General features: G+C 52.8%; 12 protein-coding genes. 7 read left to right on the top strand and 5 right to left on the bottom strand.

Features of this window, described 5'->3' with window-relative positions:
• Positions 1–458 precede the first annotated feature (458 nt).
• On the top strand, positions 459–1,844 hold the full coding sequence (locus WFO64_RS08425) for a diaminobutyrate--2-oxoglutarate transaminase (protein ID WP_337010683.1): 1,386 nt from the start codon (positions 459–461) through the stop codon (positions 1,842–1,844).
• 14 nt (positions 1,845–1,858) lie between these two features.
• On the top strand, positions 1,859–3,325 hold the full coding sequence (locus WFO64_RS08420; RefSeq protein ID WP_337010681.1) for a pyridoxal phosphate-dependent decarboxylase family protein: 1,467 nt from the start codon (positions 1,859–1,861) through the stop codon (positions 3,323–3,325).
• A 319-nt stretch (positions 3,326–3,644) separates the two neighbouring features.
• Here the strand turns inward: WFO64_RS08420 and WFO64_RS08415 are convergent, their stop codons facing one another.
• A complete protein-coding gene (locus tag WFO64_RS08415; RefSeq protein WP_337010679.1) occupies positions 3,645–4,958 on the bottom strand; it encodes an MFS transporter in 1,314 nt (437 codons plus the stop codon).
• Positions 4,959–5,167: 209 nt separating this feature from the next.
• Between WFO64_RS08415 and WFO64_RS08410 the strand changes: the two genes are divergently transcribed.
• Entirely contained in the window at positions 5,168–5,479 is a 312-nt protein-coding gene (locus WFO64_RS08410; RefSeq protein WP_337011032.1) for a VF530 family protein, read from the top strand.
• Between the two features lie 74 nt (positions 5,480–5,553).
• Here WFO64_RS08410 and mqo read toward each other — a convergent pair whose 3' ends face one another.
• Positions 5,554–7,203, bottom strand: coding sequence for a malate dehydrogenase (quinone) (gene mqo, locus WFO64_RS08405; RefSeq protein ID WP_337010677.1), 1,650 nt, complete (start codon positions 7,201–7,203; stop codon positions 5,554–5,556).
• A gap of 311 nt (positions 7,204–7,514) precedes the next feature.
• Here mqo and dcuS point away from each other — a divergent pair, with 311 nt between their 5' ends.
• Positions 7,515–9,149 (top strand): DcuS/MalK family sensor histidine kinase, encoded by a 1,635-nt coding sequence (gene dcuS / locus WFO64_RS08400; RefSeq protein WP_442956137.1) that lies wholly within the window; start codon positions 7,515–7,517, stop codon positions 9,147–9,149.
• Positions 9,146–9,865: a two-component system response regulator DcuR gene (gene dcuR / locus WFO64_RS08395; protein ID WP_337010674.1), complete on the top strand. Its 720-nt coding sequence runs from the start codon at positions 9,146–9,148 to the stop codon at positions 9,863–9,865. Before dcuS ends, dcuR begins: the two co-directional genes overlap by 4 nt.
• Here dcuR and WFO64_RS08390 read toward each other — a convergent pair.
• Positions 9,846–10,817, bottom strand: a complete 972-nt coding sequence (locus WFO64_RS08390) for an FAD:protein FMN transferase (protein WP_337010672.1) — start codon at positions 10,815–10,817, stop codon at positions 9,846–9,848. The two genes, dcuR and WFO64_RS08390, sit on opposite strands and share 20 nt — an antisense overlap.
• Positions 10,818–10,880: 63 nt before the next feature.
• The gene (locus WFO64_RS08385) at positions 10,881–13,661 is read right to left on the bottom strand and encodes a flavocytochrome c (protein WP_337010670.1); all 2,781 of its coding nucleotides are present in this window, start codon (positions 13,659–13,661) and stop codon (positions 10,881–10,883) included.
• 589 nt (positions 13,662–14,250) lie between these two features.
• Here WFO64_RS08385 and WFO64_RS08380 point away from each other — a divergent pair.
• Positions 14,251–15,759, top strand: a complete 1,509-nt coding sequence (locus WFO64_RS08380; RefSeq protein ID WP_337010668.1) for an anion permease — start codon at positions 14,251–14,253, stop codon at positions 15,757–15,759.
• 155 nt (positions 15,760–15,914) lie between these two features.
• Positions 15,915–17,561, top strand: coding sequence for a class I fumarate hydratase FumA (gene fumA, locus WFO64_RS08375; protein WP_337010666.1), 1,647 nt, complete (start codon positions 15,915–15,917; stop codon positions 17,559–17,561).
• Between the two features lie 302 nt (positions 17,562–17,863).
• Here fumA and WFO64_RS08370 read toward each other — a convergent pair whose 3' ends face one another.
• Complete coding sequence (locus tag WFO64_RS08370) at positions 17,864–18,520, bottom strand: SDR family oxidoreductase (RefSeq protein WP_337010664.1); 657 nt, start codon at positions 18,518–18,520, stop codon at positions 17,864–17,866.
• Positions 18,521–18,530: the final 10 nt, after the last annotated feature.

Raw genomic sequence — 18,530 nt, 5'->3', positions numbered from 1 at the left:
TTATTTAAGGTTAAGCCATGGCCAGATTTTAATTAAATGTTAATAAAAGGTTTGTTATTTTATTTAGTCTGCGGTTTTTTGTCGCTATAAGTGCGACTTCGGCAGTTAAACAGACTTATGCTTTTTCCGTCTGAAAAGTCCCTTTTTTGATGGCGTTTTTCGCCGGAAACAGCTGTTTACACAGATTATTATCATTAACTTAGTGCATACGGAACGGGGTAAGCTGGTGTTTTTACGCCATTTATTAGAAAGCCGTTAACGAAGCGGCAATAATGTATGCGCTCATAAACCCACCAAATGATTGATTCCTATAGCAAAGAATCAGATATCTGCCGATGAAATTAAACATTGAGTCGGACCTTAAAAACACCTATATTGGCCGCGCTTTAAACATAGCCACCGATTTTAATTCATTTTTTCAACTGTGACGCGACGCCCGTCCCGGTTGTAGGAGAGATATGATGACGGATAAAGTCCGTATTGATAGTTTGAATGCACAGAACTTAAACGCAACCAACGAAACCTATTTAGCCCGTCAGGCTGAATTTGAATCAAACGTTCGAAGTTATCCTCGCAAATTGCCGTTCGCAATTGCGAAAGCTCAGGGTGTCTGGATTACCGACGTCGAGAACAATCAGTATCTCGATTGCCTTGCTGGTGCCGGAACGCTGGCGTTAGGTCATAACCATCCAGACGTTCTGCAGAGCATTCAACATGTCATTACCAGCGGCTTGCCGTTACATACTCTCGATTTAACCACGCCGTTAAAAGATGAGTTTTCTGAGTTCCTGCTCTCCTTATTACCGGGCCAGGGCAAAGAATACTGCCTGCAGTTTACCGGCCCGTCCGGTGCAGATGCTGTTGAAGCGGCGCTGAAATTGGCGAAAAAACATACTGGCCGTTCCGGCGTGATCAGTTTCTCTGGTGCTTATCACGGTATGACCCACGGTGCCTTGTCAGTCACCGGCAATCTGTCACCAAAAGAAGCTGTCGACGGGATGATGCCGGAAGTGCAGTTCATGCCTTATCCGCACCTCTACCGCTGCCCGCTGGGCATTGGCGGAGAAGCCGGCGTGAAAGCGCTGACTTACTACTTCGAAAACCTGATCAACGACGTTGAGAGCGGTGTACGCAAACCTGCGGCGGTGATTCTGGAAGCTGTTCAGGGTGAAGGCGGCGTTAACCCGGCTCCGGCTGAGTGGCTGCAGCGCATCCGCAAAGTGACCAAAGAGCATGGCATTCTGCTTATCCTTGATGAAGTGCAGGCGGGCTTTGCCCGTACCGGTAAGTTCTTCGCCTTTGAGCACGCCGATATTGAGCCAGACATTATCGTAATGTCAAAAGCGGTCGGCGGCGGTCTGCCACTGGCGGTATTGGGCATTAAGAAAGAGTTCGACGCCTGGTCTCCGGGTCATCACACCGGCACCTTCCGCGGCAACCAGCTGGCAATGGCGACCGGTCTGACCACGCTGAAGCTGCTGAAGGACAACAACATCGCCGACAAAGTTGCGGCACAGGGCGAATGGCTGAAAGGCAAACTGGGCGAGCTGCAGCAGCGTTACCCGGTGATCGGCAACGTGCGTGGTCTGGGTCTGATGATCGGCATTGAGCTGGTAAAACCTGACGAAGCCGCCGACCATATGGGCAGCTTCCCGGCTGACGGCGAGCTTTCCGCGCTGGTGCAGAAAAAATGTTTCGAGAACGGCCTGATTCTGGAGCGTGGCGGACGTCACGGCAGCGTATTACGCCTGCTGCCATCCCTGCTGATCACGGATGCAGAGCTGGACGTGTTTATGGATAAATTTGAAAACGCCCTGCTGTGTGCTGGCGTGAAACCAGTTTGAGTGGAGTGAATGCAATGTCCCGGTTAAACCCGATTCTGGCGGCCTCAGCACAAAGTACCGAGGCCTACCAGCAGGCGATTGCCCAGAGTAGTGCGGCCGTCGTTAAGTGGCTGGAACAACCTGAGATGTATCAGGGAAAAACCGTCGCAGAGCTGCGTGAACGCATCAAGCTGGACTTCAATCCTCAGGGCCTGGGCAACCAGGCCGCGATTGAACGCGCCATTGAGTACTTCCTCAAGGACAGCCTGTCTGTGCATCACCCACAGTGTGTAGCGCATCTGCACTGCCCGAGCCTGGTCATCAGCCAGGCAGCGGAAGTATTGATCAACGCCACCAATCAGAGCATGGATTCATGGGATCAGGCACCTTCTGCCACCCTGATTGAGATGAAGCTGATTGAGTGGCTGCGTACGCAGGTCGGTTATCAGCCAGGCGACGCAGGCGTCTTCACCAGCGGCGGCACCCAGAGCAACCTGATGGGCCTGATGCTGGCGCGTGACGCCTGGTTTGCACGCCAGGGGCATTCGGTACAGCAGGATGGCTTAACCGGCGATCTTAAAAAGATCAAAGTCTTCTGCTCAGAAAACGCGCACTTCTCGGTACAAAAAAACATGGCGCTGCTGGGTCTGGGCTATCAGTCCGTCACGCAGGTGAAAACCGATCGCTTTGCCCGCATGGATATGGATGACCTGCGCCACAAGCTGACCACCTCCAAAGCCAACGGCGAGCAGATTCTGGCGATTGTTGCCACGGCGGGTACCACCGATGCCGGTGCTATCGATCCCCTGCGTGAAATTGCAGCGCTGGCGGCAAAAGAGAATATCTGGGTGCACGTTGATGCAGCCTGGGGTGGCGCGCTGCTGCTCTCTGAGCAGTATCGTGATTATCTGGATGGCATTGAGTTGGTCGATTCCATCACCCTGGACTTCCACAAGCAGTTCTTCCAGACCATCAGTTGTGGTGCTTTCCTGCTGAAGGAGGCGCGTCACTACGAGCTGATGCGCTACCAGGCGGCCTACCTGAACTCTGAATTTGATGAAGCGCAGGGCGTGCCGAACCTGGTGTCGAAATCCCTTCAGACAACCCGCCGTTTTGATGCACTAAAACTGTGGATGGGTCTGGAAGCACTGGGTCAGAAGCAGTATGCCGAAATCATTGATCACGGTGTGACACTGGCGCAGCAGGTTGCCCAACACGTCGATGAGCAGCCTGCACTGGAGCTGGTGATGAAGCCGCAGCTGGCCAGTGTGCTTTTCCGCTATCGTCCGGCACATCTGGCACACTTCAGCAATGCGGATCTTGGCCTGCTGAACCAGCGTATCGGTGATGCCCTGCTGGAGTCAGGCCGCGCTAACGTTGGCGTAACCGAGCATGATGGCGTGACCTGCCTGAAGATGACGCTGCTTAACCCTACAGTGACGCTGGAAGATATCAAAGTGTTGCTGACGTTGGTGGAAACCACGGCACAGCAGCGGGTGTAGTTATCCAGCACACATTCAATAAAGGGCGCCTGAAGGCGCCCTTTTTTCAGATATGCCCCCTGCACCGTCGGTTTTCCTGATGTTTCTGTAGCAGATACAAAGAATGAAAATCTGCCCTCCAGCACTCCCTATCCGTGTTGTCATCAAGTTTATACCTGCCAGAATTCAATCTCTGTTTATCAGCTATCACGCCAGAACTATCAGGAAATGAATTTTATTAGTATGCGTTAAATAGCAATCATTCTTGCGGCTTTAGTATTGGCCGCAATTATTCTCATTGCCGACAGCCAGGGTGCGATAGGCTGGCTACCACGCCCCGTCAGCGCGACGGTGGCTCATCCAGTAGCCGAAGATGGTCATCTTTGTTGAGGGTCATCAGCGCAACAATACTGACCAGCGCTGTCGCCATCACATACCAGGCGGGGATATCAGGATTACCAGTCTGTTTAATCATCGCGGTGATGATCAATCCAGCGCAGCCGGAAAAGACCGCGTTCGAAAGCGAATAGGCCAGACCCAGTCCGGTATAGCGTACCCGCGTCGGAAACATCTCTGCCAGCATCGCGGGTCCTGGCCCGGCCAGCAATCCAACAACCCCACCCGCGATAAACACCACCAGCGCTTTCAGCAGTAGCCCGGCGCTTTCGGACTGCAGCACGTTTAGCAGCGGTAGCGAAAGCACCAGCAGCAATACCGCTGCCGCCACCATCACGGTGCGGCGGCCAACCCTGTCGCTCAGCATTCCGGCCGGAATGATAGTGGCAGCAAAGCCGAGGTTCGATATCACCGCAATCAGCAGTGCCTGATTAAAGCCGGTATGCAGCGATGACTGCAGATAAGTCGGCATAACCACCAGCCAGGTGTAACCCGCTGCCGACCATACCATCAGCCGGCATATTCCGAGCAGAATCGTTTTCAGCGTATCTCGCAGGCTGGCGTCAACCTTCGCAACGGGTTGCGCCTGCTGCTTAATAAATGCCGGGGTCTCCTCCATCTGAACCCGCAGCCAGAGTGCCAGAACGCCCAGCGGCAGGGCGATCAAAAACGGGATGCGCCAGCCCCAACTCAGCATCTGCTCCGACGACAGCAGCACTGAGAGCAGCGCTACAACGCCTGCGCCTGTCAGTAATCCCAGCGCCACGGTAAAGGATTGCCACGCACCATACAGGCCCCGCTTGCCGAGTGGCGCAACCTCCGTCATCAGTGACACCGCCCCGCCATACTCGCCCCCGGCGAACAGCCCCTGCAGAATACGCAGACCGGTCACGATCAGGGGTGCCAGCACCCCAAGCTGAGCGTAGGTGGGGACCAGGCCGAGAGCGGCCGTCGCCAGCGTCATCATGATCAACACAAAAATCAGCGTAGGCTTGCGCCCGATTCGGTCACCTATCCGGCCAAAAATGATTGCGCCCAGTGGACGGAAGAAAAAGGCGATGGCGAATGACGCGTAAGTCAGCAGCAGCCCGGTCAATGCGGACTCTCCTTCCAGCCGAAAAAAGTTCTGCGCAATCACGGTGGCAAGAAAGCCATAAACGGCAAATTCATACCATTCAATAAAATTACCTACTGAACCGGCAATCAGGGCACGTTTGTGGCTGGCAGAGCTGAGCAGATTATCGACGGGCGCAGTCATGGCAGGCGATCCTTTTTGAAGTATCCTCAGTCGCTTATGATTAACACAATCGCTGCATTCCTGCGCGTTCTTCTGCTTGTCGCGTTAACACAGACACATAAATCTGCGGTTAGCGCGCCACCACCGGCCCTTTTTCACCGTCTGGTCCTTGCACAACCGCTTGACGATTGCCAGGATGTGCGGCATTGACTGAATCAGGCGGATAGATGATGAACGCACAACCCTCAAAAGATCCTCTGCATGGCGTAACGCTGGAGATGCAGATAAACAGTCTGGTGGCGCAGTATGGCTGGGCGGAACTGGGAAAACGGATCAATATTAACTGTTTTAAAAGCGATCCCAGCGTTAAATCGAGCCTGAAGTTTTTACGGCGTACGCCGTGGGCGCGGGCTGAAGTCGAAGCGCTCTACCTCAACTCGTTAAAAGTGAAACCGGCATCTCGCAACGAACCGGCTGAAAAAGCGGATCAGGCACCCGTGGAAGATCCCTGGGGTAACTGGCGTGGCAACCAGCCGGAGTAACAGACAAGCAAATCGACAATAAAAAAGCCCGCGCAGGATAGCCTGTGCGGGCTTTTTTTTACGCCAGATCTCTTTTAGAGCGCCATGTCGTGTTTTGCTGAAGGCGCTGCAGGCTCAGGCTGTGCTGCCGGCGCCTCGGCTGATTTGCCATCCATGTTAATCACTGGCGGCGTGGTCAGTTGCAGGGTCGACGCGGTCTCATTCCAGACCTGCTGCAGCAAAGGCACGTTGTCATTCAGTTTCTGACCGTAGCCTGGAATCATCTTGTGGATCCTGGCCTGCCATTCCGCTGATTTGAACTCTTCCGGGAACAGCTTCTGCATCACGCTTAAGGCGATAGGTGCTGCGGTAGAGGCGCCCGGAGAGGCGCCCAGCAGTGCAGCTACGGTTTTCTGCTGATCGGTCACAATTTCTGTACCGAGTTTCAACACGCCACCTTTGTCCGCATCTTTTTTGATGATCTGCACACGCTGACCGGCCTGAATCAGTTTCCAGTCCTCTTTCTTCGCGTCCGGGTAGTACTCTTTCAGCGCTTCAAAGCGATCTTCTTCCGTCAGCATTACCTGTCCAACCAGGTATTTCACCAGGTCGAAGTTATCCATACCCACGTCGGTCATTGGCACGATGTTATGGGTGGTGGTGGTGCTCAGCAGATCAAACAGCGACCCGTTTTTCAGGAACTTGGTTGAGAAGGTCGCAAAGGGTCCAAACAGCACGACGCGTTTGCCATCCAGATAACGGGTATCCAGATGCGGAACGGACATCGGAGGTGCACCCGTTGACGCCTGACCATAGACTTTCGCCAGGTGCCGATCGGCAATTGCGCTATTTTCGGTGACCAGGAATGACCCTCCCACCGGGAAACCTGCATAATTTTCCGCTTCCGGGATGCCGGTCTTCTGCAGTAATTTCAGCGCACCGCCGCCCGCACCAATGAAGACATATCGCGCGTCAACCGCACGTTCGTTGCCGCTTTTGGCATCTTTAATTGTGACGTGCCAGGAGTTATCGCCGTTACGTTTGAAATCGGTGACTTCAGACGAGGTTTCCAGACGGAAGTTATCATTCTTCTTCAGGCTACCGATCAACTGACGGGTAATCTCACCATAGTTTACGTCGGTGCCCACTGGGGTCCAGGTTGCGGCCACTTTTTGCTTTGGATCACGCCCTTCCATGACCAACGGCGCCCACTGCGCAATCTGTTTGTGATCGGTAGAGAACTTCATGCCCTGGAAGAGCGCAGTTTTCTGTAATGCGGCATAACGTTTGGTCAGGAAGTCGACGTTCTCGCCCCAGACAAAGCTCATGTGTGGGGTTGAGTTGATGAAAGAACGCGGATCGTGCATCACGCCCTCTTTAATCTGTGAACTCCAGAACTGACGTGAAACCATAAAGGCTTCGTTGATTTCCAGCGCTTTGGTCACGTCGATTGAGCCGTCTTTACGCTCAGGCGTATAGTTCAGCTCCATGTTGGCAGAGTGACCGGTGCCGGCATTATTCCAGCCGTTAGAGGATTCCAGTGCCACGCCATCCAGCTTCTCGACCATGATCTGTTTCCAGCCAGGCTGCAGCTCTTCCAGCATAGTGCCCATTGAGGCGCTCATAATGCCGCCGCCAATTAACAGGACGTCGGTTTTTTCTGGGGAGGTTTCAGCATGAAGTGCTGATGAAACTAACAATGCCGCGAGGGAAAGGGAAGGTATTACTTTCTTTGAATTCATCATTTTAATCTACAGCTCGGACGGTACTGGTTAAAAAAAGTTCTTAAAGTTTAAAATAATGTTACTTATGAGTTAATGTGAAAATAGTTTTAAAATTAAAAATAGCAATTTACCCTTCATTTAATTACAAAAGGCGTGCTGTTTTGCTCACATATTTTGCCCACACATTAATAGTGTCTTTTGAATTATACAATCCCCTAACCCAAATATTGTTATCGTGCGCTTGCCCGGTGCGCGTAAGGATGGCTAAAACTGTACTGATGCGGTGAGTTAGCGTATGTTTCCAGGCGACCGCCCACCCGTACTGAACGCCAATGACAAGCCAACCACATAACCGACATGCCGTGACTAAACGACCCATGAAACTTAGTACTCTGACCACCCTGATGATGACCGCAGTTATCTTCACTGTTCTGGTCGCTGTCCATCTGCTCTATTTTGTACAGATTGATCACTTTGCTCAATCACATCTTAAAGATAAGGCGATGGCGGTGGCGCGTACCCTGGCGGACAGCCCGGAAGTACAACGCGGGTTAGTGGTACCAGACGGCAGTAGCCAGATTCAGCCGCTGGCTGAAGCCGCGCGCGAACGTAACGGCCTGCTATTTGTGGTGGTGACGAATATGCGCGGCATTCGCTTTTCACACCCCAATGCTGCGGTAATTGGCAAACATTTTGTCGGCAATGATATCTATCCGACTCTTGGTGGCCGAGAAAATGTAGCGGTAAATCATGGCGTCCTGGTGGAGGCACTGAGGGTATTTACACCGGTTTATAACGCACAGCATCAGCAAATTGGCGTGGTGGCGATCGGTATTGCGTTGAATGATGTGGCAGCGCAGGTTGCAAAGAGCCGCTGGAATATCATCTGGACCGGCTTATTTGGCGGTCTGGTTGGCCTGCTGGGTATTCTTATTCTGGTCAGACGGCTAAAAACCATATTGCTGGGGCTGGAACCGCACGAAATTTCCAGCCTGTTTGAGCAGCGTCAGGCGATTCTGAATTCAATCAAAGAGGGGGTGATTGCAGTTGACGATCAATCGCGCGTCAGCCTGATCAACCAGGCGGCCCAACAGTTGCTGCACGAGACCACCCGCGAAATGCCAACAAGCGGCGACCTGATTGCCGAAGAGAGCGTAATGCACCGCCATCAGCAGGATGCGCTGCATGCGGGCAGAGCCTGGCACGATCAGGAGCTGACCCTGGGTAATCGCATCCTAATCAGCAATACCGTGCCGGTTCGCAGCCGTGAGCGCATTATTGGCGCGGTAACAACTTTCAGGGACAAAACCGAAATCAGCCAGCTAATGCAGCGTCTGGACGGCATGGTAAACTATGTAGACGCATTACGTGAGCGGTCCCATGAGTTCATGAATAAGCTGCATGTGATTCTGGGCCTGCTGCATATGAAAAATTATGCGCAAATGGAAGAATACATCCTGAAAACCGCCAACGCCTATCAGACGGAAATCGGTTCGCTGCTACAAAAGATCAAATCACCGATCATTGCCGGCTTCCTGCTTAGCAAAATTAACCGGGTGACCGATGAAGGCCATCAGCTGATTATCGATGAGGCGAGTTTCCTGCCCGACTGCGGCAGCGAGGAGCAGAGCGCAGTACTGATTACGGTGCTGGGCAATTTAATTGAAAATGCCCTTGAGGCGCTGGACCCGGAAACCGAAGGGGAAATTCATCTCATGCTGCATTATCAGAACGGCTGGTTAGCTTGTGAAGTAAGTGATGACGGACCGGGCATCGACGGCATGCAGCTCAGCGCCATTTTTGAACGTGGCGTCTCGTCAAAAGGCGAAAATCGCGGTGTCGGATTGTTTCTGGTTAAGCAGCAGACCGAAAGCCTGGGCGGCAACGTCAGTGTTGAGTCGGAACCGGGTGTATTTACCCAATTCTTAGTGCAACTTCCGTGGGAGAGAGGAATGATTACCCAATGATCAATGTGTTAGTTGTCGATGATGACGCCATGGTAGCCGAGCTGAATCGCTGCTATATCGGACAGATCCCAGGCTTTACCTGCTGCGGCACCGCCTCAACCTTACAGCAGGCCAAGGAGCGCCTGGCGGAGGCCGAGCCACAGATTGATCTGATCCTGCTGGATATCTATATGCAGCAGGAAAACGGGCTTGACCTGCTGCCGGAACTGCGTAGCGCTGGACGTCCGATCGATGTGATTATTATCTCGTCAGCAGCCGATGCGGCCACCATTAAAACCTCGCTCAACTATGGGGTGGTAGATTACCTGATTAAGCCTTTCCAGTTTGCCCGCTTTGAAGAGGCGCTGACCGGCTGGCGACAGAAAAAATCGCTGATGGATAATCATCAGTTCTATCAGCAGTCAGACGTTGATCAGTTATTGCATGGCAATCCGCCAGGTGCCAGTGAGCAGAAACGACTGCCGAAAGGATTAACGCCGCAGACGCTGCGCACCTTGTGCCTGTGGATCGACACCCATCCGGGAACTGAATTCTCCACCGACGAACTGGCAACGGAAGTGAATATCTCCCGCGTCTCCTGCCGTAAATACCTGATCTGGTTGGCGCAGATTAATATTCTGTTCACCAGCATTCATTACGGGGTCACGGGCCGTCCGGTTTACCGCTATCGCCTGCAGCCCGAATATCACACTTTGCTCAAACAATACTGCCAGTGAACCGATAATCAGTGTCCAGTAACTGAAAAGAAAAGTGACGTTGTGACGAGCAGATGATCTGCCTGTCACGGGTCACAAATATCGCTTCGATGCCCGGTTTGTCGGCCAGGTGGGCAATGCCCCGTTCAAGCCCTAAGCCATAAAGCAGCGTAGTATAGATGTCGCCATCCAGCGAACGGTCGGAGATCACGGTGACGCTCAGCAGCTCATTATCCAGCGGATAACCACTACGTGGGTCGAGGATGTGGTGATAACAGACTCCACCCCGCTCGAAATAACGCTCATAGATACCGGACGTCACCACCGAGCGGTTATTCACGCCAATCACCCCGATCAGCTCATCCGCCTCACCAAAAGGTTTTTTCAGGCCGATCGCCCAGCCCGCCTCTTCTGGCGGCGCACCTAGCGTTTGCACGTTTCCGCCCAGATTAATTAGCGCACTGCTGACCTGCTGCTGGCGCAAAAATGCCTGTACCAAGTCGGCGATATAGCCTTTGGCGATGGCACCCAGGTCAATCCCCATCCCCGGCCGGGCCAGCATTACGCTGTGAGCGACGGCATCAAGTATCACGTCCTGTGGATTAGTCAGCGCTATGCGCGCCTCAAGCTCGGCTTCTGACGGAACGCTGTGTCCATGGAAGCCAATTTTCCAGCACTTCACTAGCGGGCCGATAGCCAGATTAAACAGGCTATCGGGCAACAGGCTCACCGCATGCGCGCAGGCGATCAAGTCAAACACCGGCTGACTGACGACCACCGGATGCTGCCCTGCCGCGTGATTAATCGCCATAACTTCGGATGCCGCGCGATTAACAGTGAAGAGATTCTCCTGCTGTTTAATCAGACGGAAAACCTGTCCGGCCAGGGTCTGGTTGTCTTCGAAGAGTTTGAGCAGGATGGGCGAACCCATTAAAACAGCGGAGTAAGCATAGACACGCGCATCAGTTAACATAGGCGACTCTGCTTTGAAAGGGAAAGACCGGCACCTGCGGAACGCGGATGCCGGAGAGTACCGTTAACGTCGGGCGTAGGCAGCGGCGTTTCCACCTGCCAGGATACCGAAGATAATGATATCCGCGACCGCGTTACCGCCGATACGGTTAGCGCCATGGATGCCACCGACCACCTCACCGCAAGCCCAGGCACCGTTGATCACCTGTTTCTGGCTATCCAGCACCGCTGTGGTCGTGTCGATGGTCACGCCGCCCATGGTGTGGTGTACGCCCGGTGCGATACGAATCGCGTAGAACGGTCCTTCATTCAGGGGATGGCGCAGCGCGGTCTGGCGACCGAAGTCTTCGTCTTTCTGCATAATAACGAAGTTGTTATAGCGGGCCAGAGTCGCTTCCAGCGTTTGATGCTCACTCATGTTGAGTTTCACCGCCAGTTCCGCCACGGTTGGCGCGCTAATCACAAAGCCTTTGGCGATATACTCGTCAGCCGCTTTGTTATTCATCCGCACCTGCTCATCAAACACAATCCAGGCACTCTTCTCTGGCAAAGCGATAATCTGCGCTGAGACTTTGTCGCGGGTTTCCATTTCATTGTAGAAACGCTTGCCTGCCTGACTGACCAGAATAGCGCCGCCGCCACGAATGGATTCGGACACCAGATAAGAGGTGGTCTGCTCAACCGTCGGATGAATCTGGATTTCACCCATATCCACGGTACCCGCACCAATTTTCTCCAGCATCGCAATACCGCTGCCGGTCGCGCCTTTGTGGTTAGTCGTGACAAATCCATCGAGTTCAGGGCGATATTTCACGACCAGTTCGCGGTTCGCACTGAATCCGCCGGTTGCCACAATCACGCTTCTGGCGTTCAGGATACGGCTATCGTTGTACTCATCGACCACTTTCACACCCGTGACCGCGCCATTCTCATACAGGATCTCTGCGACTGAGGTTTCAAGCAGGACTTCAATGTTGCGACTGTTAATATTTTTAACCAGACCGCTGATCAGGAAGCCGCCAACTGCTGAACGGTCAGCCGGACGGTGGGTACGGTCGATGCTCATCCCGCCCGTAATGGTGATGTCGTTGAGCTCAATGCCGTGATTCGCCAGCCACTCAATCGCTTCCGGTGCCAGGTCAACAAACTCACGCAGCAATACCGGATTATTTTTGAACTGACCGCCTTTCAGCGTCTCTTCGTAAAACAGTTCTTTACTGTCGTCGATGCCTTTGAGCTTCTGGAAACGGGTTTCAGCGGCATTCATGCCCACTGATGCTTTAATGGTATTACCGCCAATGGTCGGCATCTTCTCAATGATCACCACGCGAGCGCCTTCATCGTGCGCCTGAATGGCTGCAGCCAGACCTGCACCACCGCTGCCCACAATCACCACATCGTAGTTCTGCGGTGCATTAGGATTACCGCCTTCTTCAATCACATGCTCTTTGCTGGAAGTGGTCATCGCGCGGGAAACTGCTTTTTTCAGCGCCTCACTCTGGGTAGTCGCACCGGTAATCGCATCTACGTGTGGGCTATTGGCTACCAGAATGCGGTTACGCAGGCTTTCAAAGGTGGTAGTAAAGTCCACATCCAGTGTGTCATCCGGCACCAGCGAGATGTCGGTTATACGGTCGGTATCCAGCGTGACATTGATTTTCAGCTTCAGCGCTTCGGCTTCCACTTTTTCCTGATAAACGCCCGCTTTGTATTTACGGCCCGATTCGCTCGTGTCGCGAATCATCGCATCGACCAGTGAGAAGCGCCACAGGGGTTCCGGGATCTGCAGCGCTTCGCGTTTATTGCTGTCGATATAGAGATCAAGATGTTCGTTGTTAATGATGCGGTCAGCCCAGTTCGGATAGGCAATACAGGCTTTACCAATCGCCACCAGATCGTAGCCTTTCTCCAGCGCCAGCTCAGCATCGGCTTTATTCACCACCCCACCGACACCCATCACCGGCACTTTTGCCAACTCAGGCGAGCGCATCGCGACGAATTTCTCAATCAGAGGCGTCGGATCCTGGGTATCGACGATTGACGGACGCAGCAACTGACCGACTGAGAAGTGAACATAATCGAGTCCTCGCGCGGCCAGCTTTTCCAGCAGATAGAGTGTGTCGTCAAAGCGGATGCCGGGCACTTCTATCTCTTCCGGCGAGAAACGATAACCGATGATGAATGAGTTATGGGCGAAGCGCTCAGCCATTTTGTGGGTGATTTCCAGCACTTCCAGCGGGAAGCGCGCGCGGTTATCGCGACTGCCGCCCCACTTGTCATCACGCTGGTTAGAGTTCGGTGAATAGAACTGCTGAATCAGATAAGTGTTTGCACCGTGAATTTCTACGCCGTCGAAACCCGCCTTAATGGCGCGGTTAACTGCATCACCAAATTTGGTGATCATGGTTTCGACTTCTTCTGCGCTCAGCGCCAGGGGTTTAGTTGCTCCTTCACGCGGTGCGGCGATGGCGCTTGGCGCAACCGGTGTTTTACCGCCAATCAGTTCCGGCTCGACCATGCGGCCACCGTGATAGATCTGCAAAATGGCAGTAGAACCTTCAGATTTAATTGCGTCCGCTATACGTTTCAGACCGGGGATTTTGTTGTCGCTATCGATAGCAATGGCACCTGGAAATGCCGGGCCGCGGTTGTCAATAAAGCAGCACTCAACAATCACGGTTCCGATGCTGCCTGCACGTGCGCGATAGTACTCGACCAGCTCGCTGGTGACCGTACCGTCATAAAATCCGGTACAGGTAGTCATCGGTGCCATCACCAGTCTGTTTTTTAACACAGCGCCGTTAGGCAGGGTAAGTGGATTAAGGATGGGGGTGAGAGATTTCATTGCGATAAACTCCAAAATTTAAAAGTCTGGAAATTTTTAGCGGACGCAAATTATCGCTTAATTAAGTGGTCCGATGTCATGAGTGTAATATACCCGTTTCTTTGATTTCATAAGCGATAAATTTACTTTTTTAACTTTTAAATGATTTAGAGTTTTTTATTTGCCGAATGCATAAAGTGAAGTTATATTAATTGTTAATCATGGGTTACCAAAAATCAACCACTCATTTACATAAAAAATAAACGTTTTTAAATCATATATTTAAAAGATAAAATCCGGTTTGAGTGACGTGATGATTAGTTGAGCAGCTTCACAAAACCGTCAAAATTTCAGCATCAAAAATATAAGTTGAAAATAAATGTTAAAAATGGGGAATAATGAATTAATTTCTTTGATCTGGATCAAAATCTATATTTGCAAAAATCGCATCATATTTACATGGATTTAAATATGCTGCTCAATGATTAAACAGTAGATTAAAAAAATCAGTGCATCGCGGTTTATTCACACTATTAAGAATAACAAAGAAAGACATCAGTGAAGGTCCGGGGCGCAAATCGCATTCTTCTTAACTTGCAGATAAAATACTATGAAACCACTCTCAGCTGTAACTGAACCCCCTAAAGCTGCTCCTGCGGCAGCCGGTAAAAAGAAAGCTATCATGCTTGCTCTGCCGGTGATCGTTGCCGTGTTGTTGTTGCTGGTGCCGACGCCAGCCGGACTCGAACCTTACGCCTGGCACTTCTTCGCCATCTTCGTCGGCGTGATTGTCGGCTTGATCTTTGAACCGCTGCCTGGCGCAGTTATCGGCCTGACCGGGGTCGTCGTCATTGCGCTGTTTAGTCAGTTTTTGCTCTTCAGCCCGGCTGAGCTGGCTAACCCAAAATTCAAAATTGCCAGTGAGTCCTTTAAGTGGGCGGTCAGCGGTTTTGGTAACTCTACGGTCTGGCTGATCTTCGGTGCCTTTATGTTCGCCGCGGGTTATGACAAAACGCAGTTCGGTCGTCGCCTGGCCCTGATTCTCGTGAAGTATCTGGGGCGCCGCAGTCTGACGCTGGGTTATGCCATTACCTTTGCTGACCTGCTACTTGCACCCTTTACACCGTCAAATACGGCGCGCAGCGGCGGTACCATCTACCCGATTATTGCCAACCTGCCTCCGCTTTACGGCTCTAAACCTAACGACCCCAGCGCCCGAAAAATCGGTTCCTATCTGATGTGGGTGGCGATTACCGCAGCCTGTATTACCAGCTCCATGTTTCTCTCTGCGCTGGCACCCAACCTGCTGGCACTGGCGCTGGTGAAAAGCATCATCGGTTTTGATATCTCATGGGGGATGTGGTTCCTGGCCTTCTTGCCGCTGGGCGTGCTGCTGATCCTGACCATGCCGCTGCTGGCATACTGGTTCTACCCACCTGAAGTCAAAATCAACGACGAAGTACCGAAATGGGCTATTTCTGAACTTGAAAAACTGGGCAGACTGACCCGCAATGAAATCCTGCTGCTGGTGTTTGTGGTCTGTGCCCTGCTGATGTGGATTTTCGCCACCTCGTGGATTGAGCCTGCGATGGCTGCGCTGCTGGTGGTGGTGCTGATGCTGTGGACCGGCGTACTGAACTGGAACGACATCACCAGTAATAAACCGGCCTGGAATACCTTTGCCTGGTTCGCTACCCTGGTGGCGCTGGCAGATGGCCTGGCCCGCGTCGGCTTTATCACCTGGTTAGGTAAAGAAGGTGGCATGCTGTTGCAGGGTTATGACCCCCAGATTTCAGCAGTGGTCCTGTTAATCGCCTTCTTCCTGCTGCACTACCTGTTTGCCAGTACCACCGCGCACACCACCGCACTGTTACCGGCCATGTTGACCATTGCAGCCTCAATCCCAGGCATTAATATGCCGGTCTTCTGCCTGATGTTGTGTACCTCTCTGGGTGTGATGGGCATCATCACGCCGTACGGCACTGGCCCAAGCCCGATTTACTACGGCAGCGGTTATCTGCCTACCAAAGATTACTGGCGTCTGGGTACTATCTTCGGTGCCATCTTCCTGGGCTCCATGATGCTGATTGCCTATCCGTGGATGGTGTGGATGTTCTGACGGATAGAGCATGCAGATCAACACGTTATAAGATACCATTCCTCCACTTCCCCGCCGCAACCGCAGCGGGGAAGCATAATAAACGATTATTCGCCTATGATGTTGCGCCCCGCAGCCTGCCCGCGGAGGTTCAGCCGGTCATTAAGTGAGAAAAAATGTCGAACAAACCTTTTGTCTATCAGAACCCGTTTCCACTGTCCCATGAAGATACCGAATACTATTTGCTGAGTCGCGAGCATGTCTCCGTTGCTGAATTTGAGGGGCAGGAGATCCTCAAAGTCGACCCGCAAGCGCTAACATTGCTGACTCAGCAGGCATTCCACGACGCCTCTTTTATGCTGCGTCCGGCCCACCAGCAGCAGGTTGCCTCTATCCTTGATGACCCGGAAGCCAGTGACAATGACAAATATGTTGCTCTGCAGTTTTTAAGAAACTCTGAAATTGCCGCCAAAGGCGTGTTACCAACGTGTCAGGATACCGGCACCGCGATCATCATGGGTAAAAAGGGCCAGCGCATCTGGACCGGCGGTGGAGATGAGGCTGCACTGTCACAGGGTATTTACAACACCTATATCGAAGATAACCTGCGCTATTCTCAGAATGCCGCGCTGGATATGTATAAAGAGGTGAATACCGGAACTAACCTGCCGGCGCAGATTGACCTCTATAGCGTGGATGGCGATGAGTACAAGTTCCTCTGTATCGCCAAAGGTGGCGGCTCCGCCAATAAAACCTATCTCTATCAGGAAACCAAAGCGCTGCTGAGTCCAGGCAAGCTGAAAAATTACCTGGTGGATAAGATGCGTACTCTGGGCACCGCTGCCTGTCCGCCCTACCATATTGCGTTTGTCATCGGCGGCACTTCTGCAGAAAGCACCCTGAAAACCGTTAAGCTCGCCTCGACTCACTATTACGATGGGCTGCCGACTGAAGGCAACGAGCATGGTCAGGCGTTCCGCGACGTTCAGCTGGAGCAGGAACTGCTGGAAGCGGCGCAGCAACTCGGCCTGGGTGCGCAGTTTGGCGGCAAATATTTCGCACACGACATCCGCGTCGTGCGTCTGCCGCGTCATGGCGCATCCTGCCCAATCGGCATGGGTGTCTCCTGCTCGGCAGACCGTAACATCAAAGCGAAAATTAACCGTGAAGGTATCTGGATTGAGAAACTTGAAGCCAACCCAGGCCGCCTGATCCCGGAAGCGCTGCGTCAGCAGGGCGAAGGTGAAGTGTTGCAGGTTGATCTCAACCGTCCGATGGAAGAGATTCTGGCACAGCTCTCCGCTTATCCGGTTTCTACCCGCCTGTCGCTGACCGGCACTATTATCGTAGCGCGCGACATTGCGCATGCAAAACTTAAAGAACGCATCGATAACGGCGAAGGATTACCGCAGTACATCAAAGATCACCCGGTCTATTATGCCGGTCCGGCCAAAACGCCTGAAGGCTATGCTTCCGGTTCACTGGGTCCGACCACCGCCGGACGTATGGATTCCTACGTGGATCTGCTGCAGGCCCATGGCGGCAGTAAGATCATGCTGGCGAAAGGCAATCGCAGCCAGCAGGTGACAGATGCCTGTCATAAACATGGTGGCTTCTATCTTGGCAGTATCGGTGGACCGGCGGCGGTTCTTGCTCAGCAGAGCATTAAAAGTCTGGAATGCGTGGAGTATCCCGAACTGGGAATGGAAGCGATCTGGAAAATTGAGGTGGAGAACTTCCCTGCCTTTATCCTGGTTGATGACAAAGGCAATGACTTCTTCCAGCACATCGAGCGCGCGCACTGCGCGAAATGCGTTAAGTAGAATATGCATCAGGAAAAAAAAGCCCCGATTATGGGGCTTTTTTTGTTGGAAAAATCGGGGGCGTATCGTTGTCAGACTGCGCCTGAGTCGTAAACCCATTCATAAACCAAAGCGGAGTTAATCCGTCAGCAACGCATAAGCTTAACGCGCAGGGAACACGGTCAGAGGACGGCGCGGGACGAGCGTGTCATGGATGACAGCTTTTGCGTCTTCTCGATCTGACCCTGTTCCCTGAGCACGGCGCAATCCTGAAGCGATACGAGCCTGACATTCACTACAGATTAAAACCAAGAACGGTTTTTTTAGACCCGCTGCAACCGCTGCAACGCCACATCAATCTGCATTTCACCTTTGGTGAGTTCGATGATCTGATACTTAATCGCCGGATTTTCGATCAGGCCGACCAGTGTCGCCGCGACATCTTCGCGCGGGATCTCACCATACGGAATCGCCAGATCGGCATGAACCCGACCGGTACCGGCTTCATCGGTCAGCGTACCCGGTCGCAGGATCACCCACTCCAGCTTACTCGCTACCAACTCCGCATCCGCCAGGCGTTTCACCCGCATGTAGTTCTCAAATCCCTGGGAAGGTGTTTGACCGCGGCCCGCATCCGGAAAAGCGGAAACCAGCATGAAGCGTGATACCCCTGCCTGCTCTGCAGCAGCTACCGCCAGCTTCAGCCCTTCACCATCAATGGCATTAGTCAGCTCAATCCCGGCACCGCCCGCACCGGCAGTAAAAACTGCCACGTCGTGACCGGTCATCAACTCCGCCAGTGCGCTTATGCTCAGCTTCTGGATATCGCCCGCCATCGGCGTAGCACCTGCGGCCTGAAGAGCCTCAGCCTGTTCCGCTTTGCGATGCAGCGCCGTCACTGTATGCCCTTTGCTGCTTAACTGACGGGTCAGCTTTTGGCCCACTTTGCCCGCTGCGCCGATAATGAAACATGTCGCCATAGGATCCAAT

The organism is Pantoea sp. AS142 (assembly GCF_037152305.1).
Lineage (GTDB): Bacteria > Pseudomonadota > Gammaproteobacteria > Enterobacterales > Enterobacteriaceae > Pantoea.
The sequence above is the reverse complement of the archived record's forward strand: the minus strand, read 5'-3'. Positions and strand labels throughout refer to the sequence as shown.